This window comes from Agrobacterium sp. ICMP 6402, assembly GCF_009498615.1.
GTDB classification, from domain to species: Bacteria; Pseudomonadota; Alphaproteobacteria; order Rhizobiales; family Rhizobiaceae; genus Agrobacterium; species Agrobacterium burrii.
The window spans coordinates 1-25456 of sequence record NZ_QSNV01000002.1; the positions used below are offsets into that span (position 1 = coordinate 1).

Below are 25456 nucleotides of genomic sequence, written 5' to 3' on the forward strand. Positions count from 1 at the left end.
TAAGAGATCACCCGCAAACAAGTCAACACACCAAATCACAAAAAATAAGAAAATCAGGCAAACTATTGAATTTAAAAGATAGTTTGCAAATAATCGCTGAAACTGATGGATTTCCGTGCTTTTCCCATCTAGCGCCCGATGCAGCCGCGCTCTTTCGCTTATAAACGGATCTCGCCTTTGCTGATCTCAGTCGGAGGAAGGGCTGAAACGGGCGACCAAGGCATGCGCGTTACCGGGATAGGAGAAGCGCACATACGTGACGGCGCCGGAGTTGCTCCAGGTTCGCCGCTCCACGACAAGGCAGGCCTGCCTGTCAGAGATACCCAGCAGACGTGCGATCTCCTTCGACGCTATTTCGGCACTGATGCGGTGTTCGGCGTTGCTCCACGGAACATGGCCAAGCAGCCAGGGGCCGGGCGCGATCTCGGTAAAGTCGGCGTCCGCGGCTTCCGACACGGCGGCCAGATTGATGAGACGCTGCTCGACGCAGAATTCCCGTATGCCAGCAAAATGGATGCAGATGATATCGAGCAAGCGTGCGCCGACGGAAATATCGAGACTTGCGCGATCTTCGCTCTTTGCCGCACGCTGCGCGCATTTCAAGATTTTGAAACCGTAATCCAGACCAAGGGATTCGACTTCGGCCCTGATATCGTGAATTTCGAGAATGGCGGACTGGATCTGCGGCTGGCGAACGAAACTGCCGGATTTCTTGCGGCGTTCGATCAAACCCGCCTTGGCAAGCTGGCCCATGACCTTGTTGACGGTCATACGCGAGCAATCATAATGGGTGGCGAGGTCGACCTCGAAAGGCAACCGGTAACCCGGCGGCCATTCCCCCGAAACGATCCGGCCCTCGATCTCGCCGAGGATAAGCTGATGCAGGGTTTGCCCGGCCGATGCTTTCGTCACGTCCGCAATGCCTTTCCGCACCGGCTCGATCTCGTTTCAGTGAAGCCCATATCAGCTATCGAGAAGTTCAGCCATGACCTTGTTGAAGCGGTCCGATATTGCACGGCGGCGGATATGCTGGCCCGCCTGCACCTGTTTTTCACCGCGCACCCACACGGAATCGACGCGGACGCCGCCTGCGAACATCCATTGGTCGAGAATTTGGCGTGCGGGAAGATAGGAAACGGCCGAGATATCCAGTGCGACAAGATCAGCGCTTTTTCCCTTTTCTATCGCATTTTGTGACGCCAGCGCCCTGCCGCCACCTTCCAGCGCTTGCCGAAACAGTTTTTCGCCGGTGGAGCCTCCGGCATCGGCGATGACATTGCGCGCGCGCCGCGACAGGCGCTGCGAATATTCGAGCGTCCGCAATTCCTCCGGCAGGGAGATGAGAATGTTGGAATCGGAGCCGACGCCATAATGCCCACCTTCCGCGATAAAATCCGGAGCGGGGAAGATGCCGTCGCCGAGATTGGCCTCAGTGATCGGGCAAAGGCCGGCAACGGCGCCGCTTTTGGCCATGCGTCGCGTTTCGGCCTGCGTCATATGCGTGGCATGGATAAGGCACCAGCGATCATCGACCGGCGCATTTTCCAGAAGCCACTCCACAGGCCGCGCGCCTGAAAAAGCAAGCGAATCTTCAACTTCCTTTGTCTGTTCCGCCACATGAATGTGGATCGGCCCACCCTTTGCCAGCGGCTCGATGGCCGCCAATTCTTCGCCGGTCACGGCGCGTAGACTGTGCGGTGCTATGCCGAGCACGGCTCCCGGCAGGGATTTGACCACCGCCCGTGCGCCCTGCATCAGCCTTTCGTAACTGTCGAGCGAATGGATGAAACGCTTCTGCCCGTCGATCGGCGGCTGGCCGCCAAAACCGGAATGCGCGTAAAAGACCGGCAGCAATGTCAGGCCAATACCAGTCTGTGCGGCGGCCGCGCCGATGCGTTCAGCCATTTCGGCGATATTGCCGTAATGCGAACCATCCCTGTCATTGTGCAGATAATGAAATTCCCCGACCCGCCCGAAACCGGCCTCGAGCATTTCCATGTAAAGCTGGGCGGCAACCGCCTCGACATGGTCAGGCGTCATGGAGAGCGCGAATTTATACATGACGGTTCGCCAGCTCCAGAAACTGTCATCGGCCGGCCCGCGAATTTCGGCAAGCCCGGCCATGGCCCGCTGAAAGGCGTGGCTATGGAGATTGGGCACGGCCGGAACGATGACGGCGTGGCGCTCATCCTGCGGCTGAGGGGAAACGCCGGTTTCGAGCGATGAAACAGCACCGTCATCGCAGATGATGCGAACGTCCCGTGCCCATCCATCTACCAGAAGTGCTGCGCCCGCGTGAATTGCCGTCATGCCACCCTCTCCTCTTGTTACGACGTCAGGCAAGGCCATTTCAAACGCGAAATTGCGGCTTGCCAAGCTGATTATTATGTATATACATTTAAGCCATAAAGGAAAGGCGAAAAGCAAATGCCAGGGAACAAATCCGTAAAGGGAACGGCAGCGGGAGACGCAACGACATTGTGGCGCAATGCCCGTCTGGCGACCTTCGACCCGTCCATGGAAGGCATCGGTGCTGTCGAAAACGCCGCCATTGCCGTGCGGGGCGGCCGCATCGCCTTTGCCGGTCCGGAAAATGATCTGCCTGCCGATCTGGCAGCAGCCGATGAGATTACCGATTGCGGTGGTCGTTGGATCACCCCTTCCCTGATCGACTGCCATACTCATCTCGTCTTCGGTGGCAATCGGGCCATGGAGTTCGAGATGCGCCTGAATGGCGCGACCTATGAAGAGATCGCCAGGGCGGGCGGCGGCATCGTTTCTTCGGTGCGCGATACGCGCGCAGTCTCCGAAGACACTCTGGTTGCCCAGGCGCTGCCCCGCCTCGACACGCTTCTGGCCGAGGGCATTTCCACCATCGAAATCAAATCCGGTTACGGTCTCGATATAGATACCGAACTGAAAATGCTGCGTGTTGCCCGCAGGCTTGAAACGCTGCGGCCGGTTCGGATCGTCACCAGCTATCTGGCAGCCCATGCAACGCCCGCTGAGTATAAGGGCCGCAATGCCGATTACATTACGGATGTCGTTCTGCCGGGGCTGGAAAAAGCCCATGCCGAAGGGCTGGTGGATGCGGTAGATGGCTTTTGCGAAGGCATCGCCTTCTCCGTCGAGGAAATCACCCGCGTTTTCAAAAAAGCGCGACAGCTCGGCCTTCCCGTCAAACTGCATGCCGAACAGCTTTCCGATCTTGGTGGGGCAAAGCTCGCGGCATCCTATGGCGCGCTTTCCGCTGACCATCTGGAATATCTGGATGAGGCGGGCGCTAACGCTCTGGCAAAAGCGGGAACCGTGGCCGTGCTCTTGCCCGGCGCTTTTTATGCGCTGCGGGAAAAACACGCTCCACCGGTTCAGGCCCTGCGCGAGGCGGGCGCGACAATCGCGCTGGCGACCGATTGCAATCCCGGCACCTCACCGCTCACCTCGCTGCTTTTGACCATGAATATGGGCGCGACGCTTTTCCGCATGACCGTGGAAGAGTGCCTGACGGCAACGACGCGCAATGCCGCCAAGGCGCTCGGGTTGCTTGCGGAAACCGGTACGCTCGAAGCCGGGAAATCCGCCGACTTCACAATTTGGGATATCGAGCGCCCGGCCGAACTTGTCTACCGCATTGGCTTCAACCCGCTCAACGCTCGCATTTTCAAGGGACAGAAGGTTTCCGCATGACCATGATGAAGACCATCACGCTTCACCCCGGCAATGTAGCCCTTGCCGATCTTGCCGCTATTTACTGGAACAACGGCTCAGCAAGGCTCGACCGTTCTTTCGACGCCGGCATTGAAAAGGCGGCGGCCCGTATCGCCGAGATCGCAGCAGGCAATGCCCCGGTCTATGGCATCAATACCGGCTTCGGCAAACTTGCTTCCATCAAGATCGATGCTGCCGATGTAACGACGCTGCAGCGTAACCTCATTCTGTCGCATTGCTGCGGCGTCGGTCAGGCGCTGCCGGAAAATGTCGTGCGGCTGATCATGGCGTTGAAGCTGATTTCGCTCGGCCGTGGTGCATCCGGCGTGCGGCTGGAATTGGTGCGGCTGATCGAGGAGATGCTGGAAAAGGGCGTCATTCCCGTTATTCCCGAAAAGGGCTCGGTCGGTGCCTCCGGCGATCTCGCGCCGCTTGCCCATATGGCCGCCGTGATGATGGGTGAAGGCGAGGCTTTTTATCACGGCGCGCTTTTGCCCGCCGGTGAAGCGCTTGCGAAGGCCGGCCTGACCCCGGTCGTTCTCGCCGCCAAGGAAGGGCTGGCGCTGATCAACGGCACGCAGACCTCGACGGCGCTTGCGCTGGCCGGTCTTTTCCGCGCCCATCGCGCCGCGCAGGCCGCATTGATTACCGGCGCGCTTTCCACCGATGCCGCCATGGGTTCGTCGGCTCCCTTTCACCCCGATATTCACACCCTCCGCGGCCACAAGGGCCAGATCGATGCCGGTGCGGCGTTGCGCAATCTGCTGGAAGGCTCGGAAATCCGCATCAGCCATATAGAGGGCGATGAGCGGGTGCAGGACCCCTATTGTATTCGTTGCCAGCCGCAGGTCGACGGCGCCTGCCTCGATCTTCTGCGGCAGGTGGCCCGCACGCTTGAAATCGAAGCCAATGCGGTGACCGACAATCCATTGGTGTTATCAGATAATTCCGTCGTATCCGGCGGTAATTTCCACGCAGAACCGGTGGCTTTCGCCGCCGACCAGACGGCGCTCGCCATCTGCGAAATCGGCGCGATCGCCCAGCGCCGCGTGGCGTTGCTGGTCGATCCCGCACTTTCCTACGGCCTGCCCGCTTTTCTATCTAAAAAACCGGGTCTGAATTCCGGCCTGATGATCGCCGAAGTGACGTCCGCCGCCCTGATGAGCGAGAACAAGCAGATGGCGCATCCGGCCTCGGTGGATTCCACACCAACTTCAGCCAATCAGGAAGACCACGTGTCCATGGCCTGCCATGGTGCGCGACGCCTGCTGCCGATGACAGAAAATCTCTTCGCCATCCTTGGCATAGAGGCGCTTTCCGCCATTCAGGGCGTGGAACTGCGCGGGCCGCTGAAAACCAGCCCGGAACTGCAAAAGGCTATTGCCGTGCTTCGTGCGTCAATCCCTTCGCTGGAGGAGGATCGTTATATGGCGCCGGATCTGAAGGCGGCGGCGGAGCTGATTGCTACCGGCGCTCTGGTCTCCGTGATTTCGGATGGCATTCTGCCGAAGCTGGAGGTTTGAGATGATGGTGGTAGCACCCCCCTCCATCCTGCGATTAAAGGTCGGCGTACCGGGGTTACCCCCCTCTGCCCTGCCGGGCATCTCCCCCACAAGGAGGGAGATTACACGCCGCAGCCGCTCGTTCCATGGGCAGAGTGCCAGCCGCTTGCCAATCTTCCCCCTTGTGGGGGAGATGCCCGGCAGGGCAGAGGGGGGCAACCCCAGAGTACAGGCGGATGATCGATGAACACGCCTTTCTCTCTCCACCAAGGCACCTCACCAATCATTCTCGGCCTGCCTCACACCGGTACGGATGTGCCGGCGGAGATTTGGGATCGCCTCAACGATAACGGCAAGATTCTTGCCGATACCGACTGGCATATCCACGACCTCTATGCCGGGCTTCTGGAGAACGTGACCACGGTTCGCGCCACCTTCCACCGCTACGTGATCGACGCCAACCGCGATCCCGCGGGGTTAAGCCTTTATCCGGGCCAGAACACGACGGGACTCGTTCCGGAAACCGATTTCGACGGCAAGCCGATCTGGAACGAGGGGCAGGAGCCCGCTGCCGCTGATATCGCCTACCGGCTGGAAACCTTCCACGCGCCCTATCATGCAGCCCTTGCGGCGGAAATCGAGCGGGTGAAGGCCATTCACGGCATCGCAATTCTCTATGATTGCCATTCGATCCGCTCGCATATCCCCTTCCTGTTCGAGGGGAAGCTGCCAGATTTCAACATCGGCACGGATATGGGCAAGACCTGCGATCCGGCCATCGAACGGATTGCCGTGGAAGTGACCGCAGCAGCAGAGGGTTACGACAGCATTCTGAACGGCCGTTTCAAAGGCGGCTGGACGACGCGTCATTACGGAAAACCGGAAGCCGGCGTGCACGCCATCCAGATGGAGCTGGCGCAATCCACTCACCTTCAAAGCGAGGCATCGCCTTTCGCTTACGACGGGCATAAAGCCGAAAAACTTCGCATCCATCTCAAAAACATTCTCACGCGCATGGAAGAATTTGCGCTCGATACGAAACGGTAAGGGGGAAAACCTATGGACAATCCACGCCACAATATTCGCGATGTCCGCGCACCGCAGGGCACCGAACTCAATGCCAAAAGCTGGATGACGGAAGCGCCGTTGCGCATGCTGATGAACAATCTCGATCCTGATGTCGCCGAGCGCCCGCATGATCTGGTGGTTTATGGCGGCATTGGCCGCGCCGCCCGCACCTGGGAGGATTTCGACCGCATCGTTGCGACGCTGAAGGATCTGAACGAGGATGAAACCCTTATCGTGCAGTCCGGCAAGCCGGTTGGCGTGTTCCGCACACACAAGGATGCGCCGCGCGTTTTGATTGCCAACTCCAATCTGGTGCCGCATTGGGCCACCTGGGACCATTTCAACGAGCTGGATAAAAAGGGTCTGGCCATGTACGGCCAGATGACGGCCGGCTCGTGGATTTATATCGGCACCCAGGGCATCGTGCAGGGTACTTACGAAACCTTCGTCGAAGCCGGTCGCCAGCATTACGGCGGCAACCTCAAGGGCAAATGGATATTGACCGGCGGTCTCGGCGGTATGGGCGGCGCGCAGCCGCTGGCCGCCGTTATGGCAGGCGCCTGCTGCCTCGCGGTCGAATGCGATGAAACCCGCGTCGATTTCCGGCTGCGCACCCGTTATGTCGATGCAAAGGCGCACACGCTGGATGAGGCGCTGGGACTCATCGACCAATGGACAAAGGCAGGCGAGGCGAAATCCGTCGGCCTGATCGGCAACGCAGCGGATATCTTCCCCGAACTGTTTCGCCGTGGCGTCCGCCCCGATATGGTCACCGACCAGACCTCGGCGCATGATCCGATCCATGGTTATCTGCCGTCCGGCTGGACCGTCGCCGAATGGCGCGCCAAACAGGAGAGCGACCCGAAGGCGGTTTCCGCTGCCGCCCGCGCCTCGATGAAGGTGCATGTGCAGGCCATGGTCGACTTCTGGAACGCCGGTGTTCCGACGCTGGATTACGGCAATAATATCCGCCAGGTCGCCAAGGACGAAGGTCTGGAAGATGCTTTCGCCTTCCCCGGCTTCGTGCCCGCCTATATCCGCCCGCTGTTTTGCCGCGGTATCGGTCCGTTCCGCTGGGCCGCACTTTCGGGCGACCCGGAAGACATCTACAAGACCGACGCCAAGGTGAAGGAACTGCTGCCTGATAACAAGCACCTGCATAACTGGCTGGACATGGCGCGCGAACGCATCGCGTTTCAGGGCCTGCCGGCGCGCATTTGCTGGGTCGGGCTTGGTGATCGCCATCGTCTTGGCCTCGCCTTCAATGAAATGGTGAAGAACGGTGAGTTGAAAGCGCCTGTTGTCATCGGCCGCGACCATCTCGACAGCGGTTCCGTCGCCTCGCCCAACCGCGAGACAGAAGCCATGAAAGACGGTTCGGATGCCGTATCCGACTGGCCGCTGCTCAACGCATTGCTCAACACCGCCTCCGGCGCGACCTGGGTTTCCCTGCACCACGGTGGCGGCGTCGGCATGGGCTTCTCCCAGCATTCCGGCATGGTCATTTGCGCTGACGGATCCGACGATGCCGCCAGACGGCTTGAGCGTGTGCTGTGGAACGACCCGGCAACCGGCGTCATGCGCCATGCCGATGCCGGTTATGAGATTGCCGTGGACTGCGCCAAGGAGCAGGGCCTGCGCCTGCCTGGCATTCTCGGCAACTGATCAAAAAGACGACCGTGGCGCAGTTTGCGGGCTGCGCCATGGTCTAAAGCTTGCAACCGTTCAATGTGAATTGTGCAAAGTCGAAACGCCGGGCCGACATTTGTACTGGCGGCTATTGGAACTTCCGGCAGGTTTGCGGCTTTGTTCATTGCTCTTTTCAACCGGTCCGCCGTATGCTCGTGAGAGCGCTGCGCCGATCAAAGAGCCGGCCGCAAAGGACATGGTAGATCAAAGAATGGCGCACAAGTTTCTGCCGCTTGCTTTTACACTTCTTCTCGGGGCGTTTCTCCCGGCTTCCGTCACACCCGTCATGGCCTCCGAAAAAGAGCGCGCCGCTCCCGTGCGGATCGATGTGGGTGGTTACAAGCTGAACAGCGTGCTGATCGAACCCGAAAGAAAGCCCGAACTTCCGCCGATCGTGTTCATCCACGGGGCAAGCGCCAGCCTTTACGATCCGATGTTCTCGTTTCTCGAAAAGCTTCGCGGTCGGGCGAGATTGCTGTTTGTCGATCGGCCGGGGCACGGCAACTCGGATATTGGCGGCAAAGACAATATTCTTCCGGACGGGCAAGCCGACGCCATCGCGCAGCTTATGAAAAAGCGTGGCATTCCAAGAGCCATTATCGTCGGGCATTCATTCGGCGGCGCCATCGCAGCGGCATTCGCCGTCCGTCACCCCAATATGGTAACCGGGCTCGTCTTCCTGTCTCCCGCCGTCTATTCCTGGAACGGTGGAATCGCATGGTATTACACGGCGGCAAGCGCACCTTTCAGCGGCCCGCTATTCAGCACCTTCGTTGCGCCGCCCGCTGGCCTTCTGGCGATCGATCAAGCAATACGCGGCGTTTTCGCTCCCAATCCCCGCCCTGCCGGCTATGTGGAGGCCACGCATGCGTTAGCGGCCCTGCGGCCGAGGATTTTTCGACATAACGCTCAGGAGGTCGCCGCTCTCAGCGAATGGGCACGTGGAGCTTCGCCAGGCTATCGGCGCATCAAGGCGCCAACCGTCATCATCACGGGTGATACCGACAACACCGTTTCGCCAGAGGTGCATTCCCGCCAGCTCGCCAGAGATATCAGCGGCTCCACTTTGATCCTTGTGCATAATCTCGGACATAAATCCGATTATGTCGCCAACGATCTCGCCATTGCTGCCATCGAGAAAGTCGCCGGCCACTCATCCGATCTCAAGGCCGCTCAAAAGACGCTCGAACAACGTATTCAGCATGATCGCGGATCGTAAACCGCAATTGCCCGACCCCATTAACAAGCTCCTTCTGGAAAACCACGATGAAAATATTGCGCGCTGCCGATTATAAATCCATGCCATGGAAGAACGGTGGCGGTTTAACGGTCGAAATCGCCGTCCATCCGCCGGGAGCTTCCGTGGATGAATTCGATTGGCGTATCAGCATGGCGACCGTTGCCCAGGACGGACCGTTTTCGATCTTTTCCGGCATCGACCGTACGCTCGCCATCATCGAAGGAAACGGCATGGCGCTCGCTATTGCCGGGCATGATCCGGTGCTGCTGACGACTGGAAGCACGCCCCTGCCCTTTCCGGCGGATGTTCCGGTGGACGCGACATTGATGGATGGTGCGATCGTCGATCTGAACATCATGACCCGTCGCTCATCCCTGAAGCACAACGTGCAGAGGTTGTCCGGCAGCCTTTCGGTGGAAGCGGCGCCGGGCACGAGCCTCGTTCTTGCGCTCGATCCCCTGCAGGTCGCCAACTATAGCGACATTGTCCATCTGAATAGGCTGGACAGCATGATTATCGAAGACGGCTCGCCTTTCACCATCGAGGCCGCCAAAGGCGCGTTCTTTCTGATCTCACTCCTGCCGATCTGAAGCGAGTTCGGCCTTAATCCAAGCCCAGCGGATCGGCCATTCTTGGCCATAGCCCAAGGCTCGCTTTGCGATAGGCGGTTTTGGCCGGATCGGTTGGATAGGAGGTCGGTGCCGCGATATAAACGATCTCGGAGGCGACCGGTGCGAAACCGGCATGAAAGTGATTGGTGGACTTCACCAGCAGCACATCTTTCTTGGCGAAATCGATGCCGAGATTGGAAAAGATATCCGGCTCATAAGTTTGGGTGCGGCTGGTGATGAGAATGATATCGATCTCTGTCCCAACCGGCCGGACGACGGCGGCGCGGCCGAGCGTGACGCGGCTGTTGCGGAAACTCTGCCAGCCGGCCTCGACGGTGCGCATCACTTTTATACGGAAGTCGAGCGGCTCACCGCCCTCGGGGCTGGATTTGCCGCCGATGCGCAGATCGATCTCTGCCCCCTCGCCCGCTGCATGACAGAAAGAGACTGCAATCGGATCCCAGATCGTTGCGACACTGATATTATCCATGCCGCGTTCCACCATGCGCCGCAGGATATGGGTCGCATCACCTGCAACACCGCCACCCGGATTGTCCCATATGTCCGACACGACTACCGGCTTGTCGGGGTTGTCGCTGCGAATGGCAAGAACCCGGTCGAGTCCAAATTCCGTATCCAGCATCGGCATGGCGGTCTGTTTGCGCATGGCATAAAGTTCATGGCCGAGTTTTTCGGCCAGCGCATCGCCCTTCTCCCTGTCGCCATCGGTAACGACGACAATCCGGGTACCCATATCCGGCACATCCCCTGCCATGAAACCGTGGATGACAGAAATGGACAGGATGCCATCCTTGCCTTCCATCGCCTTCAAACGATCCACATAAGATCGCATCGGCTCGCGACTGGTCGGATAAATGGTGATCATACGGCAATCAAACGTTGAAATGACCGGTTTGATCTCACCGCGCAGAGTACGCAGCGTCAGTTCAACGACATGCTCGCCGCGTTCTTCGAAATCAGTATGGGGGAACTCCAGGAACGTCGCCATGAAATCGAGATTTTTAACTCTCAGCGCCGTCAGATGGCTGTGGGGATCGAATTCCGCCGCGATCAACACGCCCGGCCCAACCATTGCGCGCACGCGCGACAGAAAATCCCCTTCCGGATCATCATAACCCTGCGCCACCATTGCGCCATGCAGACCGAGAACGACCGCATCAATCGGTAGCGCTTCCTGGAGCTCCGCGAGGATAGTATCGCGTAGCGTTTCATAGGTCTGGCGCTGGATGAGGCCTGCTGGTTCCGCCCAGCAGGACGTTCCCTCGATCACCGTAAACCCTTCCGCCTTGCCGCGACGGCGTAGGATCGGCACCGGCGAGGAGCAGAGCGTCGGCGTTTCCGGATGTTCGCCCGGCCCGGCATAAAAAGCCGCGCGGAAGGCATCCATATCCGTCGGGACGGGCGAAAACGTGTTGGTTTCGGTGGCGAGCGACGCCGTGAATATGCGCATTTTCCTGATTTCTCGTTGCCCCGACTGCCTTCCGGCAGCGTCTATCTCATTAATTAATTAGCCGGGTAATCTTACCACACGGTACCACGTGCGGCCACGTCTTCAACCCGGGTCACAAGGCCGTTTCGATGAAACACCATCCTGTCGAAAAGGTTGCTGACAACGCAGGTATGATTTGGCACGACCTTGACCACATCACCGATTTCCGGCTTGCCGGAAGTGCAGCCAGATAGATCGACAACTGCATGCTCTTCCGAGAGCGAGATGATTTTTGCACCTTCATAACCTTCGATCAGCCCGTAATCGCTGAAACCAAGAAGATCGGAGGTCAAAGCCTTGGAGCCGCAATCGAGCACGGCCCTATCGGGCGTCGGCCGCGATACCACAGTGGCAAGAACATGCATTGCCAGATCGCCAGCCGCACAATGACCGGCGCGCAGCATGGCGCGGTCATTATAGACATAGGTCCCCGCCCGGTGTTCGGTTGCCGAAGGCACAAGGTGCGCAGCGTAAAAATCCGGTGAACCGCCGCTGGACCGGACAGGGCATTCGATGCCTTTTCCCGCAAGCAGCGCCATTGTCTCGCGAATAAAGCTCTCGACCTTTTCAGCGCCACCCGGTGCCGGATAGGTCAAAATGCCTTTGAAGACGAGGCCCGGCGCCGCATCGATCTTTTCCGCAAGCACCAGGACGGCTTCCGGCGTCTGGACGCCGCAGCGCTTTCCGCCGGTATCGCATTCGACAAGCACGGCAAGCGGCTTTTCCGTATCAAACGTGCCGGCAAGGCCAGCAATCGTCGCTGCGCTGTCGGCAACGACACTCAACCGGCCGATACGCGCATTCAGTGCCTTTAGTCGTGACAATTTCGCCGCGCCGAGAATATTAAAGGTAATCAGGATGTCGTCGAAGCCGGCATCTGCAAAAACCTCCGCTTCGCTGACCTTCTGGCAATTGATGCCGATGGCGCCGGCCTGAAGCTGCTGTCTGGCGATGGCCGGTATCTTGTGCGTCTTGATATGTGGCCGGAAGGCCTTGCCGTGCCCATCGAGATAGGATTGCGCCTTGAGAATATTGGCCGCAAGCCGATCCTCATCGATCACCGGCATCGGCGTCGAAATCGCATTGAGTGGTGTGCCCTCGTCAGGCCAGGGATAGGTCATCATATGCTCTCAAAACCATAAAAATCAAATAGTTAAGCCACCGGCTTATAAGCGATAACGTCCATTTCCACCTTTGCGTCGACCATCAATGGCGACTGCACGGTCGAGCGCGCCGGCGGATGGTCGATGAAATATTTCTGGAAAACGGCATTGAAGCTTGAAAAGTCCCGGGCGTCATCCAGCCAGACATTAACCTTCACCACATCGGCAAGCGTACAATCGGCAAGCGCCAGAACATCCTTGATGTTGGCCACAACCTGCTCGGTTTGGGCCACGATGCCGCCAGTCACCACTTCCCCGTCAATAGTCGGCACCTGCCCGGAAACATAGACAAAATCGCCTGCCCGAACGGCCTTGGCAAATGGCCGACGTTGGCCGCCGGCCTGATTGTCAGCCGTTGCGAACCTCACCAGCTTCTGCTTCTCCATCAAAACCTCGCAAATAATTTTCATCATTATCGTATTTTTTAGGATTTATAGCCCGTTTTACGGCAACATTCCATAAGCGATGTAAATTATTTAGCAAACCAGAGGAAGCGCGCCTGTTGCTACCGTTATCGGCACGAAATCACTAATCCTGAATTATAACAGAGAAGAGCGTTTTTCTCGAGGAATCACCTGTTGCTGCAAGAGCATATCATTGGGTCCCATCCATCTTGCCACGGAAGTAGGTCCGACACGCTCCTCTGGCCCTGGAAGTCACCAACGGTTTATTCGTTGGATATTCGCCAACTGGGAAAGTTTGCCGCGGCTAACATCAAAGATGGGAAATCCGGAGATGACCGGCGCCGAACAAATATGCGTCGACTACGGTCTTGTTTCCGATATTTCACCTCAGCAATTTACCCCTGCGCTGAAACCCTATCGTTCGACGACACCCTGTCCGTGACGTGTTGCGCGATCTTTTGCGCCTGCAAGCGAATATCCGGAACGGCGGTTATTTCCCATAAGTGGCCCGCCGTCAGTGCGCCGGCGGCGAAAAGGCCAGGCCAACTTTGTCCGTCCGCCCGCAACAGCCGAGACCGGTCGTCCACCTCAACGCCGAGACCGAGAGAATCCAGCAGGAGTACACGGTCGTTTCGCATGTTTTCCAAAAGGCGCGAATGGCCAATACCCGCTCGCTCCATACCGGTGCAATTCACAATCCAATCCACCTGCAACTCTTTCAATACCTGCGTATGCCGGCGACGGTAGCGCAGGGTAATGCCTTCATCCTGCTCTTCAACGAAGTTGAGGTAGCCCGCGTGGATTTCCAGAACATCATCCGTAAGCAGTTTCTCAAAAGCCGCATGAACCTCCGGCGCGATGCGATGTCGGTGAATGTTCCACCACGGCAAAGCATGCCGAAGGAACCTGCTTCGTTGAGCAACCGTAAGAGCGCGCCAAAGCGACTGCGTTCGCGGTCGCAACCCATCCATGACGGTCCGCCAGGGCGCGCCCTCCCTCACCTGTTTGCGCAAAGACTGCAACAGGCGGCTAATCTCCGTGGTTTTCTCTGGCAAGATGGGATCGACGGCGGGCAAAGGTGGGCTGATATGCGGATGCGGCACAAGCCCGCGACGAGACAGGACATGAATTGGCCCCGTGTGTCCTTTTCCCCTCAGGGTCAGCACCTGATCAATCATCGTCAACCCGGAGCCGAGAATGCAGATGCGGTCGCCCGTCTTCACCTTCGACAACCATCCTGGCGGCCAGCAGTGACCGATGATCCGCTGCGGTCTGCCCTCATCATTAGCGACAGTTTGCACCGGCAAACTGGCCGCCCCGACGCCCACACACAGAACAACGTTTTGCGCGCGCATGTTCTCACCGTTTTCGAGAATGAAGGTAAATCCGCCCGCATCGTCCGGGCGGCAGGTGGAAGCCTTGGCGCGAATGAAATCCACCCTCGCCCTTTGTTCTCGACTTCTCAACAGAGTTGCCAACCTGTCTCTTAGATAGAGACCATAATCTCCGCGCGATGCGAATAGCAGAGGATCGTCCCCTATCTCGTTTTCCTTCAGCCAGTCGAGGAAATCATCCGGACGGTCAGGAAAGACGCTCATTCGTCCAGCCGGCACATTCAGCCGGTGATAGGGTAGTTCCGTACGGTAAGCCGTTCCACGCCCAAAGTCAGACTCATCGCCAACAATAGCGATCGAAGCCTTTGCTGGCAGCGAAGAGAGAAGATGGGCGGCGGTACAGATGGCAGCGAAGCCGGACCCCACGAGAGCGACATCATAGGACATTTATTCCTCCAACCTGCGACAGTATGAATAGCCACACGGGGAGCGCGCGGCCCAACGATACTCTAGTCAATGAGTAGAGATTAAACGCCTGCGAATGTCCACCCTTGTCTTTTCGTCGATGCGCGGAGCAGCAAGTATCTTTATCTTCACTCTGCGGAGTTAGCCGCGGCTAACTCTGAAGGCTCTCAATCGCTGATAAGAGTACAGCTGGCAATCGTTCCCGCGACCAATATTGAAGAAGTTAGCCGCGGCTAACCGTCAAACTGTCACAAAACCCAAATGTGATTCTTCCACAATGCTTTAGCGGCACTTTCGCAACTGAGAAAAAAGCCTATTGCGCCAAAAAGAGAATCGGCGCTTATATCTCAGTTGCGGAAAAAACCGCCTTTTTCAAAAAAAACCGCCACTGCGATATCGAGCGAAAGAAGACAAATGACACAGAGTGCCGACTCAAGACGTGCTGCAGGGGCACCCGACCTGACGGGCCTTATACAACAGCATTCGGCTGCACTGTCAGCCCAATTGCAGGCGCATAATGCAAATACATTTTCACCTCACACCGAAAAGAGCATGCGACATTTCTCGCCTGCCGAAACTGCACGGTTGATTGGGATCGGCGAGGCTTATCTTCGCCAGATCGCGGCTGAGCGTCCGGAACTTGACGCGGCACAGGCCTCAGGCCGCCGCTCCTATTCCGTTGAAGACATGCACGAGATCAGAAAGCTGCTCGATCAGGGTGCGCGTGGTACACGCCGCTACCTGCCGCACCGTCGTGACGGCGAAGAACTCCAGGTCATCGCCGTCATGAATTTCAAGGGCGGTTCGGGAAAGACCACGACGTCAGCGCATCTTGCGCAATATCTGGCCTTGCGCGGTTATCGGGTTCTCGCAATCGACCTTGACCCACAGGCCAGTCTGTCGGCCCTCTTCGGTCATCAGCCGGAGATCGATGTCGGACCGAATGAAACACTTTACGGCGCTATCCGCTACGATGAAGAGCGTCGTCCGATAGCCGAGATCGTTCGCGGTACCTATATTCCCGGCCTTCACATCGTTCCGGGCAATCTGGAGCTTATGGAGTTCGAACACGACACGCCCCGCGCGCTGATGCGCCGTGCACCGGGCGACACACTGTTTTTTGCCCGTATCGGCCAAGCAATCGCCCAGGCGCAGAACTTCTACGATGTGGTCGTGATCGACTGCCCGCCACAACTCGGGTACCTGACACTTTCGGCATTGACGGCGGCCACCTCGGTTCTCGTCACCGTCCATCCGCAAATGCTGGACGTCATGTCCATGAACCAGTTCCTCGCCATGACCGGCGATCTTCTCGCTGAAATCGGCAGGGCCGGTGCGCGATCCGATTATAACTGGATGCGCTACCTCATCACCCGGTTTGAACCGAGTGACGGCCCGCAAAACCAGATGGTCGCCTTCCTGCGTTCGATCTTCGGTGAAAACGTCCTCAACCATCCGATGCTGAAGAGTACGGCCGTGTCGGACGCCGGATTGACCAACCAGACGCTTTTCGAAGTGGAAAGAACCCAGTTCACCCGCTCGACCTATGATCGCGCGCTGGAAGCCATGAACAATGTAAACGCTGAGGTCGAAGGACTAATCAAAAAAGCGTGGGGTAGGGCAGCATGAGCAGAAAACAGATCTTCGCAAATCTCAGCACACCGGCCACAGATACCAACGACGCAACTCCGGAGCGGGCGCGGCCGCGCGTCAGGCCCATCCTTGGTTCTCCCGACCTGATGACGGATGTTGTGAACTCGCCGGTTGGTATGATCGGCCAGTCGCTGAACGAAGTGTCTGAACGCGCCAAGCGGGCTGAAGAGATCGAAAAGCGGCTCGCCGAGGGTCTGACGATCGTTTCCCTCAATCCTGTCGATATTGATCCTTCGTTCATACCCGATCGTATGCCGGCTTCCGAAGAAGCGGATGCAGGTCTGGTGGAAGCCATTCGCGAGCAGGGACAGCAGGTTCCCATTCTGGTGCGCCCGCATCCCGAGTTTCCGGGCCGCTATCAGGTTGCCTTCGGTCATCGCCGTCTGCGTGCCGTCTCGAGCCTTGGTATTCCGGTCAAGGCCGTCGTTCGCGATCTTAGTGATGAACAGCTGGTCGTAGCGCAGGGACAGGAAAACAACGAGCGTCGCGATCTCACCTATATCGAAAAGGCGCGCTTTGCCCAGAAACTGCAGATGCGGTTTCCCCGTGACACGATCATGGCGGCAATGTCCCTGCACAAGGGCGATCTTTCCAACATGCTGTCAGTCGTCGGCCGCATTCCAGAGGATCTGGTCGATCTCATCGGCCCCGCGCCTAGCGTCGGTCGCCGTAACTGGATGGATCTCGCCGATCAGCTTTCCTCGTCACAGGTCAAGGAAGCTGCCCGTGCCTATGTCAGGGAACCTTCCGTTGCAGCGCTTGTCTCCGAAGACCGATTCAAATCACTTCTGGATTTCCTGAAGCCCAAGGCCCAGGCGAAAAAAGCCGGTGTCTGGTCGTCGGAGACAGGTGGTCGATTGGCGAAAGTAGTCGAGAGCGACCGCAAGCTGGATATCTCGATCGACAAGAACGAAGCTCCGGAATTTGCCGAGTTCGTTCTGGAACATCTTCAGACGCTGTTTGCCGAATACCGGTCAAAACAGTGATTTTTAACTCGAACGACTAACAGGAGACGCATCACAAAAGAAAAAAGCCCCCGAACGTTGCCGCACGGAAGCCTTTCTTTGATCTAAGCAACCAAAGAATCTCATTTCCGCGAATCATAGTCAAGAGTCTTGGCATCGAATTTTTCGGTGAGCGATTTTCTTTTGCCTTGTGAAAGGTGAAAGACATGAACAGCACACATGTAACGACGCCCTTTGGGCGGCGAGCGATGTCGTTTGGCGTTCTCGCAACTCAGTTTGCCGCACAGAAAAACAACAAAACCGAAGCGGTCGATAAATGGAAACTCTATCGTTCTGTCTGTGAAGCAAGACCATTGCTCGGCGTGACCGATCGCTCGCTTGCGGTCTTGAACGCGCTTTTGAGTTTTTATCCAAAGAACGAACTCTCCAGCGAAACCGGCCTGGTCGTCTTTCCGTCCAATACGCAATTGTCGCTGCGAGCCCATGGAATGGCCGAACAGACGTTGCGCCGGCATCTCTCGGCCCTTGTCGAAGCCGGTCTCATTATCCGTAAAGACAGTCCAAACGGAAAGCGTTACGCCCGCAAGCACAGGGGAGGGGAGATCAGCGAAGCCTATGGTTTTTCGCTGGCGCCGCTTCTCGCCCGCAAGGCAGAAATTGAAGACATGGCTGAACGCATCATCTGCGAGCGGCTTGATCTTCAACGGCTTCGCGAAAGCATCAGCCTTTGCCGCCGCGATATCCAGAAACTCTGTGAAATGATTGCGGCCAGCGGCCAGACTGAAACATCCGAAGTCTTTCAGACCCGCTACAATGCCGTTGCCCGCTCGCTTGGCCGCAATTCAAAACCTACTGAACTCAAGGAAATCGCCGGTTTTCTGGCCTCGCTGCGCGCAGAAGTGACCAACTATCTGGAAAATATTGAAAAATCCGAAGATTTAAGCGGCAATGACTGCCAAAATGAGCGCCTCATAAAGAATTCAGAATCCGAATCCATATCTAAACCGCAGGATTTGCGTGAACCGGCAACCGTTCCACCGGTGGTAAACACTGCGGCTCCGCCAGCTTATGCGGCACCTGTCAGTGCAAGTCCTTCGCCACCAACGCTCAGGCCTGTTGTTCATAAGCAATTTTTTGTTCCTGATATTGTTTTGGTTTTGAAGGCTTGCCCGGATATTTCACTCTATGCCCCAGGTGGAGCGGTGACCGGCTGGCGCGATCTGGAGGTGGCAACCTCCGTCATCAGAACCATGTTCAACATCAGCCAGTCGGCTTATCAGGAGGCGCTTACCGCCTTCGGTCGACAGGGGACGGCGGCTATCCTTGCCTGCCTGCTGCAGAAGGCGGAGCAGATCAGCTCGCTGGGTGGATATCTGCGCAATCTGACCCGGAAGTCACAGGAGGGTGGCTTTGATCTTCAAGCCATGCTGCTGGCGCAGCTGCGTGGTCGCACGGACAAGCTGGAGACGAACATGCGAGCCTAAAATCTGAACCGTCGGGAAATGGCGACAGCTTGCGAAAAAGCCGGTCCACAGGTACATTTGCATTGTTTCCAGAACTCCAGAGAGATTCGCGATAAGGCTGCTGTTGCACGCACCAGAATTCAGCCAGCGAGAATTTCTATGGTTAATGCAAGGTAATGAAAGTTAAGTCTCCATTAGCTTTCGTTTGCGCTTTTCCCTGTTTGGTTTCAATTGCTTGAGTCCGGGGTGTTTTGAACGCCCAATTGGAATGAGCGGGTCATGTATGCGTTATTTAGATGCATCAGTTCCCAGCAAAGAAGCAGTGGGAAAACTTTAAACTGGCGTCTTGGACTGTTGGCGAGGATGTTTTGGTTGCGGCGAGAAATGATCCGTTTTGTGGGCGCTTGATGGTCGGGAATACCGGCACAAATCAACCGAATTGAACCTTCGTCATCATTGCGCGTTTCCGTCTGATTGTTGAAAAGGAACGCCCGCGCCCATGATTTTCCCAGACGACATGGAGTTGGCCGTTGCTCTCTATATGGCTGACAACGCCTTGCCCCGGCACGTTGCGATTGAAAAGCTCTTGAAGGCGGCGCTCGAAAGTGCTGGCTATCTGACAGGAGACGCCGGCCGGCCCCCAGAAATTGTCGATGGGCAACCGAGCGCCGACTATGTGCAATATAGCACCTATCTCGACGGAGACGCCTGAAGAGCGCCGGAACAAAAACGGGTGCAGGCTGTTTATTGCGCAAATAATTGTGCCAGGGATAGACAGATGTTGCCCAAGTCCATTTTCCTCGCCGCTGCTTTCACCTGCGTGACGGCGCTGCCGGTAGTTGCCCAGCCCATTGAGGTGAGCACGCTGGAGCATGATAAAGCCCGGGACGTCACATTCTTTGAAACATCTGCCGCACCCGATTACATTACCGATGTCCGAGGCAGGAAAGTGCGACTGGTGGGACCGCGTTTTTATCCGGACAGTGCGCGCGCTCTCGAATTTCCCGGACGAGCCTCAAGCTTTGATACGCCTGGTGTGGACGCCGATCTCTCACAACGGTGAGAGGAGGTGCAGCGACATGATATTTCACGAACAGGAGCAGAATGAGAACTGAAACGGAGACTTCCGGACGCACGCCGGATGCTGAAAGCTGGATAAGGCACGAAGGACAGGACGCGGAAAAGGCGACTTTCCCTGAGTTGTTTTTTGATCTGGTTTTTGTCTTCGCGCTCATCCAGCTCTCGCATGCATTGGCAAAGGATTTCGGGCCAACGGCTGCGCTTGAAGCAGGCATCCTGATATTATCGTTATGGTGGCTGTGGATACACACTACGTGGATCACTAATCTGCTGAATACGGAAAAGGAGCCGGTCCGGATCCTGCTCTTTGTGCTGATGTTCGGTGGGGTTCTGCTGGCCATCGCTCTGCCGGAAGCTTTTGCGGAACAGGGGTTCGTTTTCGCCCTCATCTACAGCAGCATGCAAGTGGGGCGGAGCCTTTTTGCGCTTTATGCCTTCAAGGGGGAAGATCGGCAGTCTTTTCTGGTTTTCGTGCGCGTGACGATCTGGCTCGTCATATCAAGCCTGTTCTGGCTGGCCGGCGGGCTGGTCGATCTGACGGACCGCATTCTCCTATGGGGTGTGGCGCTGGCGATCGAATATGCCGGACCGGCCTGCCGTTATGTGGTGCCGGGTGTGGCATCCAGCGACGAGGACCGGCTGCATCTTTCCGGCGAGCATCTGGCGGAACGTTGTGCACTCTTCGTGATCATCTGTCTTGGCGAAACCATTCTCACCACCGGCCGCACGGCCACCGAATATATGAATTCGACCCTGACATTCATCGTTTTCTGTTCGGCCTTCGTCAGCACCGTGGCGATGTGGTGGATCTATTTCCATCACGGGCAGGAGGAAGCGTCCAGAAAGGCTGAAAATGCCGAAGAGAAAGCGAAGATCGCCCATAATCTCTTCAACTATGGGCACCTGCCTATCGTTGCGGGCATTATCCTGACGGCCGTGGGAGAGGACTTCAGCCTTTCCCATGCCCGGGAGGGCGCAGCGCTGAGGGAGGCCATCGCTATTCTCGGCGGCCCCATCCTTTTCCTGGCCGGCAATATCGGCGTCAAGATTGCCGCCACTTACCAGCGGCCCGTTTCGCATTTTGCCGGTTTGGTGGCGCTCTGCCTGCTTTTGCCGGTGCTGGGCATACCGCTTTACATTCTGCAACTGGCAAGCACGGGCATCCTGCTGCTCGTTGCCGTGTGGGAGTATCTGGCACTAAAAAAATCAGTCGCCAACGCCTGAGCTTTCAGGCACCGAGCTTTCAGACATTGACGAAATTACGCGCCCTGTCGTGCCACAGCCGCAGGCTGCGGCCATAGGCCTCCTCAAATGGCATGGCCATGTCGTTGACCAGCATCAGCGCGATTGCAGCCGTGGAGATGATGGTGGTCTCCGCCCTTTCGTCTCTGGCCGCTCCCGTCCAAACTGCCCGCCAGTATTCGAAGGTGGTGAACATGGTCGGCATTTCGGCCGGGGGCGTTTCGCGGGCTGGAATGACGAATTCAACATCCCTGCCTTTGGAAAGGCCAAAAATCCGGGTGCTGCGAAACGGTGTGAATTGCGCAAAATCCCGCGTATTGCCGAGAATAGCGAGGTTCTCCACCGAAAGCAGTCGTGCAGTATCGCGGTGAAGCTCCTGATAGGAGGGGCGGGCGACACCGATCATGGCGCTTCTGGCGCGAAGCGGGTTGAGAAGATGCACGACCGTGTTGAGCGGCAGGCGCATTTCCAGAATGCCGTGCAGGCCAAGAAGGCTCTGGAACTGCAGAGACAGACCACCAATCGGCAAATAGGCGATCCGTTGTGACGCTGTGGCCTCGGCGGCCTGCGAAAGGGAATGGCAGAGGGGAATTCCACAGGCTTCAGCTGCAAGTTCGAGCTTGCCGCCATTTTCCCCCTGACCCACATGGCCGTGCAACAAAACGCTGTATCCCGCCATGGAAACGAGGCGGGCGGAATGCAGGAACCAGGGTGCGTCACGATGTTTGGGCGACATATAGGCCGGCCAGTCGAGATCAACAACGGCAGGCCGCTGCCGGTCTCTTTCTATATGCTGCCACATGGCTTCGATGAAACCGGCAAGCTCCGCTGCGGTCCCACCGCGATAATGCATGGTTGCAAGCAGCGCCCCGATTTGGATCGGGTCGGCATCGCCGTCGAGAATGATCGCCAGCGCATCCATCGCCTCCTCCTGGCTGAGTGGGCGGCTGTTACCGATGCCCATTGCCGAGGTCGCGATATACTTCGCAAGCCGCTGCTGCGGATCGGCATTGTGGCCGATACGGGCGAGACGGTCGGCAATGTTTTCCGGTGTCGGCTGGCCTTCCAGAACAACGCTCGGGCGAAGTGAAAGCGGCGGCGCCTTCATCAGCACCGGCTGTTCCCAGCCGCTTTTATTGGCAGCAGCGGGTAGTTCCGGTTTCTCCCGTGAATAATCGATCAGGTTATCCGCTTCCGCTGCCAGCGAGCGGATCCGCAACCGCATGTTCTCGGCAAAGGGGGTAGGACGCAGGCCCTGGCCGGTGCGTAAAAACAGCTGGTCTCCGTATTTCTCCCGCAGCTGCTGCAATATGCGGCTCATCGAGGAAACAGGCATTCCCATACCGGCCGCGGCTCGGCTGACACTGCCTTCCCGCAACAACGCGTCGAAAGCGACAAGTAATTTCAGCTGTCCAAGCCTGTCTGGCTTTGTCGGGGAAGCTGATTGTTCTTTTCTCTTGCCGGTTGTCATCTTGCGATTTTTTTACTCCGCCGCTGAGTGGAGGAGCCCTTTTTGCAATTTCTGGAATTTAGAATTGTTCGAAAACAAACGCATTGCGCCCGCACCCCCTCCTAAATAAGTGGGGTTAAATTCTCAAGTTAAATGCGGGGGCGTAACATGGAATTGAAGTACCGCGGCCGAAACAACGCTGCGACAATAATGAAGGCCGGTCTTTCGGCAGCAATGGCTGGAACGGCGCTGGGCTTTGCTCTGCCTGCTTACGCGCAACAGGCATCCGATGGAACAACGATTCTCCAGCAGATCGTTGTCACCGCATCCGGCTTCGAGCAGAATGTGAAGGACGCGCCTGCCAGCATCACGGTGGTAACGCGCGAGGATCTGGAAAAGGGGTCCTATCGCGATCTGACAGATGCTCTGCGTGAAGTGCAGGGTGTATCTGTCACCGGCATCGCCAATGAAAAGGATATTTTCATTCGCGGATTGCCCGGCGCTTACACGCTGGTCCTCGTTGACGGCAAGCGACAAAGCACCCGCGATGCTCGCACTAACGGTAACTCCGGTTTCGAACAGAGCTTCGTGCCGCCGGTTTCGGCGATTGAACGCATCGAGGTCGTGCGTGGGCCGATGTCCTCGCTTTATGGTTCGGATGCGATGGGCGGCGTCATCAACATCATCACCCGCAAGGTCGGCGATGTCTGGTCTGGCTCCGTCACTACCGAGGGTACGGTTCAGCAGCATTCCAAATTCGGCAATAGCGGCCAGGTGTCCTGGTATGCCAATGGGCCGATCCTGAAGGACCAGCTGGGCCTGCAGGTCTGGGGCAGGGGCTTCACACGCGGCGAAGATAGCGTCCTGAACGGCACCACGGGCGCCAAGGAATATGACTTCAACGGCCGTCTGACGTTTACGCCGAATGAAGACCACGACATCTATCTTGAAGGTGGCAAGACGCGGCTTCGCCGCAGCGCTGAACCTGGCGACACGCTGGCGGCGACTGACGCCAACGGCACCTACAACACCAATACGCGTGACCATTGGTCCTTGTCGCATACCGGCCGGTGGGGGCCGACCACATCTGAATTCTCCTTCCAGCAGGAATGGGCCGAGCGCACCAATTTCACCCGAAATATCCGCACGGGGCGTGTGACCGAAAATCCGCGCTCGCCAGAAGTGCGCAACACCGTTCTGGACGGCAAGTTCACCACGCCCTTCGAATTGTACGGAAACCACACGCTGGTGACGGGCGGCCAATATTTTGAGGCGCGTCTTACGGACCAGAACCCCGGACGCCGCACCAATCTCGACGAAACCTTCTCGGCAACCCAATGGGCGCTTTTTGTCGAGGATGAATGGCGCATCGTCGATAATTTCGCGCTGACCGGCGGTCTTCGTCTGGATAACCACGAAAAATACGGCAATCATTTCAGCCCGCGCCTTTATGGCGTCTGGAGTGCGACGGAGGAGCTGACCATCAAGGGCGGCATTTCCACCGGTTTCCGCGCCCCTGAAATCCGCCAGGTCGCACCGGGTTATGCCTATACGACCGGCGGCGGTGGTTGCACCTATGGCCCGAGCGGCACTTGCGGCGTGATTATCGGCGATCCGGGCCTGGAGGCGGAAAAGAGCACGAGCTACGAAGTGGCCGCACTCTGGGACAACGGCGATGTCGCTCTTGGCGCTACCTATTTCTACACCGATTTCAAGGACAAGATTTCCAACGCGCTGGTGCTCAATCCGGATGGGACGCCTGCCCGCTGGAGCGAGGACCGCAATTATCGCCTCTGGTACAACTACAATATCGACGATGCGGTGATTCAGGGTGTGGAGCTGACGGCAACCTGGTACGCGACGCCGGAACTGACGCTGCGTGGTAACTACACCTACACACATTCCGAACAGAAAACCGGCGATTATGAGGGTTTCCCGCTGGCACGGACACCGGAGCATATGGCCAATCTGCGGGGTGACTGGGTGACGCCGATAGATGGTCTCGAAGCCTGGGCCTCGGTCAATTATCACGGATCGGAAATCAATGCCGGACCTCGCATCGGCACCAATGGCACGCCAGTGACGATCAATGGTATGGCTGGGCGCAAATACGAGGCCTACACCACCCTCGATATCGGTGCGAAATATGCTGTTGCCGAAAATGTCGATCTTAACGCGGCCGTCTATAACGTCTTCGACAAGGATGTCGGCACTGACGATTTCAACACCGTCATGGAAGGCCGCCGTTTCTGGATCAGCATGACGGCGAAGTTCTGATACAGCCTGGTTTGCAAGATCTCAGGAGGCGCCCATGTGGCGCCTCTTTTTTTTGACCGTTCGCCTATTGACCTCAACTATAGTTGAGGAATTATACCGGCTGCTCTTCAACGAGTTTCCGCGTTTCCGAGCGGAAATCGTTCCGGAAACAGGAGCCAGAATGGAAAGTACCGTGTTCAAGCACAGCCTGACGGTGGGGGAGGTTGCCCATCGCAGCGGCGTTGCGGTTTCCACCATCCATTTTTACGAAGCAAAGGGCTTGATCGAGGGCTGGCGTACCGCCGGCAATCAGCGCCGTTACCATCGCGCCGTCCTTCGACGTATCGCCATCATCCGCATCGCCCAGCGGGCCGGTATCCAGCTCAGCATCATCAGGGATGCAATGGCGGATTTGCCGCAGGATCGGGTGGCGACGGCGGCTGACTGGCGCAGGTTCTCGCAGTCCTGGCGGGAGATGCTTCAGCTTCGCATCAACAGCCTGGTGATGCTGCGCGATCAGCTCACCGGCTGCATCGGTTGCGGTTGCCTCTCGTTGGACGATTGTCCGTTACGCAATCCGAACGATGTTCTGGCCGATGACGGCGCAGGTCCGCGCCGTCTCGTGCCCGGTGAATGATGGAATATTTCCTGGC

21 protein-coding genes are annotated in these 25456 nt (G+C 57.5%); 14 read left to right on the forward strand and 7 right to left on the reverse strand.

Annotated features, from left to right (window positions below; genetic code table 11):
* Positions 1-186: 186 nt before the first annotated feature.
* Together hutC and DXT96_RS08170 are read right to left on the reverse strand one after the other, a co-directional pair.
* Positions 187-912 (reverse strand): histidine utilization repressor, encoded by a 726-nt coding sequence (hutC, locus tag DXT96_RS08165; RefSeq protein WP_336510798.1) that lies wholly within the window; start codon positions 910-912, stop codon positions 187-189.
* 51 nt (positions 913-963) lie between these two features.
* Positions 964-2310, reverse strand: a complete 1347-nt coding sequence (locus DXT96_RS08170; protein WP_153514245.1) for a formimidoylglutamate deiminase — start codon at positions 2308-2310, stop codon at positions 964-966.
* A gap of 117 nt (positions 2311-2427) precedes the next feature.
* Between DXT96_RS08170 and hutI the strand changes: the two genes are divergently transcribed.
* From hutI to DXT96_RS08200, 6 genes are all read left to right on the forward strand, one after another.
* Positions 2428-3687 (forward strand): imidazolonepropionase, encoded by a 1260-nt coding sequence (hutI, locus tag DXT96_RS08175; RefSeq protein ID WP_153514246.1) that lies wholly within the window; start codon positions 2428-2430, stop codon positions 3685-3687.
* A 2-nt stretch (positions 3688-3689) separates the two neighbouring features.
* Complete coding sequence (gene hutH, locus DXT96_RS08180) at positions 3690-5231, forward strand: histidine ammonia-lyase (RefSeq protein WP_371418837.1); 1542 nt, start codon at positions 3690-3692, stop codon at positions 5229-5231.
* Positions 5232-5453: 222 nt separating this feature from the next.
* Positions 5454-6257, forward strand: a complete 804-nt coding sequence (gene hutG, locus DXT96_RS08185) for an N-formylglutamate deformylase (protein ID WP_153514248.1) — start codon at positions 5454-5456, stop codon at positions 6255-6257.
* A 12-nt stretch (positions 6258-6269) separates the two neighbouring features.
* Complete coding sequence (gene hutU / locus DXT96_RS08190) at positions 6270-7943, forward strand: urocanate hydratase (protein ID WP_149899697.1); 1674 nt, start codon at positions 6270-6272, stop codon at positions 7941-7943.
* A 220-nt stretch (positions 7944-8163) separates the two neighbouring features.
* Complete coding sequence (locus DXT96_RS08195; protein WP_371418813.1) at positions 8164-9186, forward strand: alpha/beta fold hydrolase; 1023 nt, start codon at positions 8164-8166, stop codon at positions 9184-9186.
* A 47-nt stretch (positions 9187-9233) separates the two neighbouring features.
* Positions 9234-9797 carry a HutD family protein gene (locus tag DXT96_RS08200; protein WP_194287603.1) on the forward strand — a complete coding sequence of 188 codons (564 nt, stop codon included), beginning with the start codon at positions 9234-9236 and terminating at the stop codon, positions 9795-9797.
* 13 nt (positions 9798-9810) lie between these two features.
* Here DXT96_RS08200 and DXT96_RS08205 read toward each other — a convergent pair whose 3' ends face one another.
* The 4 genes from DXT96_RS08205 to DXT96_RS08220 all read right to left on the reverse strand — a co-directional run bounded on the left by DXT96_RS08205 (position 9811) and on the right by DXT96_RS08220 (position 14676).
* Positions 9811-11289 (reverse strand): M81 family metallopeptidase, encoded by a 1479-nt coding sequence (locus DXT96_RS08205; protein ID WP_153514249.1) that lies wholly within the window; start codon positions 11287-11289, stop codon positions 9811-9813.
* Between the two features lie 71 nt (positions 11290-11360).
* On the reverse strand, positions 11361-12449 hold the full coding sequence (locus tag DXT96_RS08210; RefSeq protein ID WP_153514773.1) for a D-TA family PLP-dependent enzyme: 1089 nt from the start codon (positions 12447-12449) through the stop codon (positions 11361-11363).
* A gap of 32 nt (positions 12450-12481) precedes the next feature.
* The gene (locus DXT96_RS08215; RefSeq protein ID WP_046799081.1) at positions 12482-12877 is read right to left on the reverse strand and encodes a RidA family protein; all 396 of its coding nucleotides are present in this window, start codon (positions 12875-12877) and stop codon (positions 12482-12484) included.
* Between the two features lie 413 nt (positions 12878-13290).
* Positions 13291-14676 (reverse strand): FAD/NAD(P)-binding protein, encoded by a 1386-nt coding sequence (locus tag DXT96_RS08220; protein WP_153514250.1) that lies wholly within the window; start codon positions 14674-14676, stop codon positions 13291-13293.
* A gap of 432 nt (positions 14677-15108) precedes the next feature.
* Between DXT96_RS08220 and repA the strand changes: the two genes are divergently transcribed.
* The 6 genes from repA (at position 15109) to DXT96_RS08250 (ending at position 21079) form a co-directional block, all read left to right on the forward strand.
* Entirely contained in the window at positions 15109-16323 is a 1215-nt protein-coding gene (gene repA, locus DXT96_RS08225) for a plasmid partitioning protein RepA (RefSeq protein WP_142841745.1), read from the forward strand.
* Positions 16320-17333: a plasmid partitioning protein RepB gene (gene repB / locus DXT96_RS08230; protein ID WP_153514251.1), complete on the forward strand. Its 1014-nt coding sequence runs from the start codon at positions 16320-16322 to the stop codon at positions 17331-17333. Before repA ends, repB begins: the two co-directional genes overlap by 4 nt.
* A gap of 185 nt (positions 17334-17518) precedes the next feature.
* On the forward strand, positions 17519-18796 hold the full coding sequence (gene repC, locus DXT96_RS08235; RefSeq protein WP_153514774.1) for a plasmid replication protein RepC: 1278 nt from the start codon (positions 17519-17521) through the stop codon (positions 18794-18796).
* 478 nt (positions 18797-19274) lie between these two features.
* A complete protein-coding gene (locus tag DXT96_RS08240) occupies positions 19275-19487 on the forward strand; it encodes a hypothetical protein (RefSeq protein WP_153514252.1) in 213 nt (70 codons plus the stop codon).
* Positions 19488-19553: 66 nt separating this feature from the next.
* Positions 19554-19838 (forward strand): hypothetical protein, encoded by a 285-nt coding sequence (locus DXT96_RS08245; RefSeq protein ID WP_153514253.1) that lies wholly within the window; start codon positions 19554-19556, stop codon positions 19836-19838.
* 41 nt (positions 19839-19879) lie between these two features.
* Positions 19880-21079 carry a low temperature requirement protein A gene (locus DXT96_RS08250; RefSeq protein ID WP_153514254.1) on the forward strand — a complete coding sequence of 400 codons (1200 nt, stop codon included), beginning with the start codon at positions 19880-19882 and terminating at the stop codon, positions 21077-21079.
* A gap of 19 nt (positions 21080-21098) precedes the next feature.
* Here DXT96_RS08250 and DXT96_RS08255 read toward each other — a convergent pair whose 3' ends face one another.
* A complete protein-coding gene (locus DXT96_RS08255) occupies positions 21099-22568 on the reverse strand; it encodes a glycosyl transferase family protein (protein ID WP_153514255.1) in 1470 nt (489 codons plus the stop codon).
* Between the two features lie 147 nt (positions 22569-22715).
* Between DXT96_RS08255 and DXT96_RS08260 the strand changes: the two genes are divergently transcribed.
* Entirely contained in the window at positions 22716-24824 is a 2109-nt protein-coding gene (locus tag DXT96_RS08260; RefSeq protein ID WP_153514256.1) for a TonB-dependent siderophore receptor, read from the forward strand.
* A gap of 160 nt (positions 24825-24984) precedes the next feature.
* Complete coding sequence (gene soxR, locus DXT96_RS08265; RefSeq protein WP_149899686.1) at positions 24985-25440, forward strand: redox-sensitive transcriptional activator SoxR; 456 nt, start codon at positions 24985-24987, stop codon at positions 25438-25440.
* Positions 25441-25456: the final 16 nt, after the last annotated feature.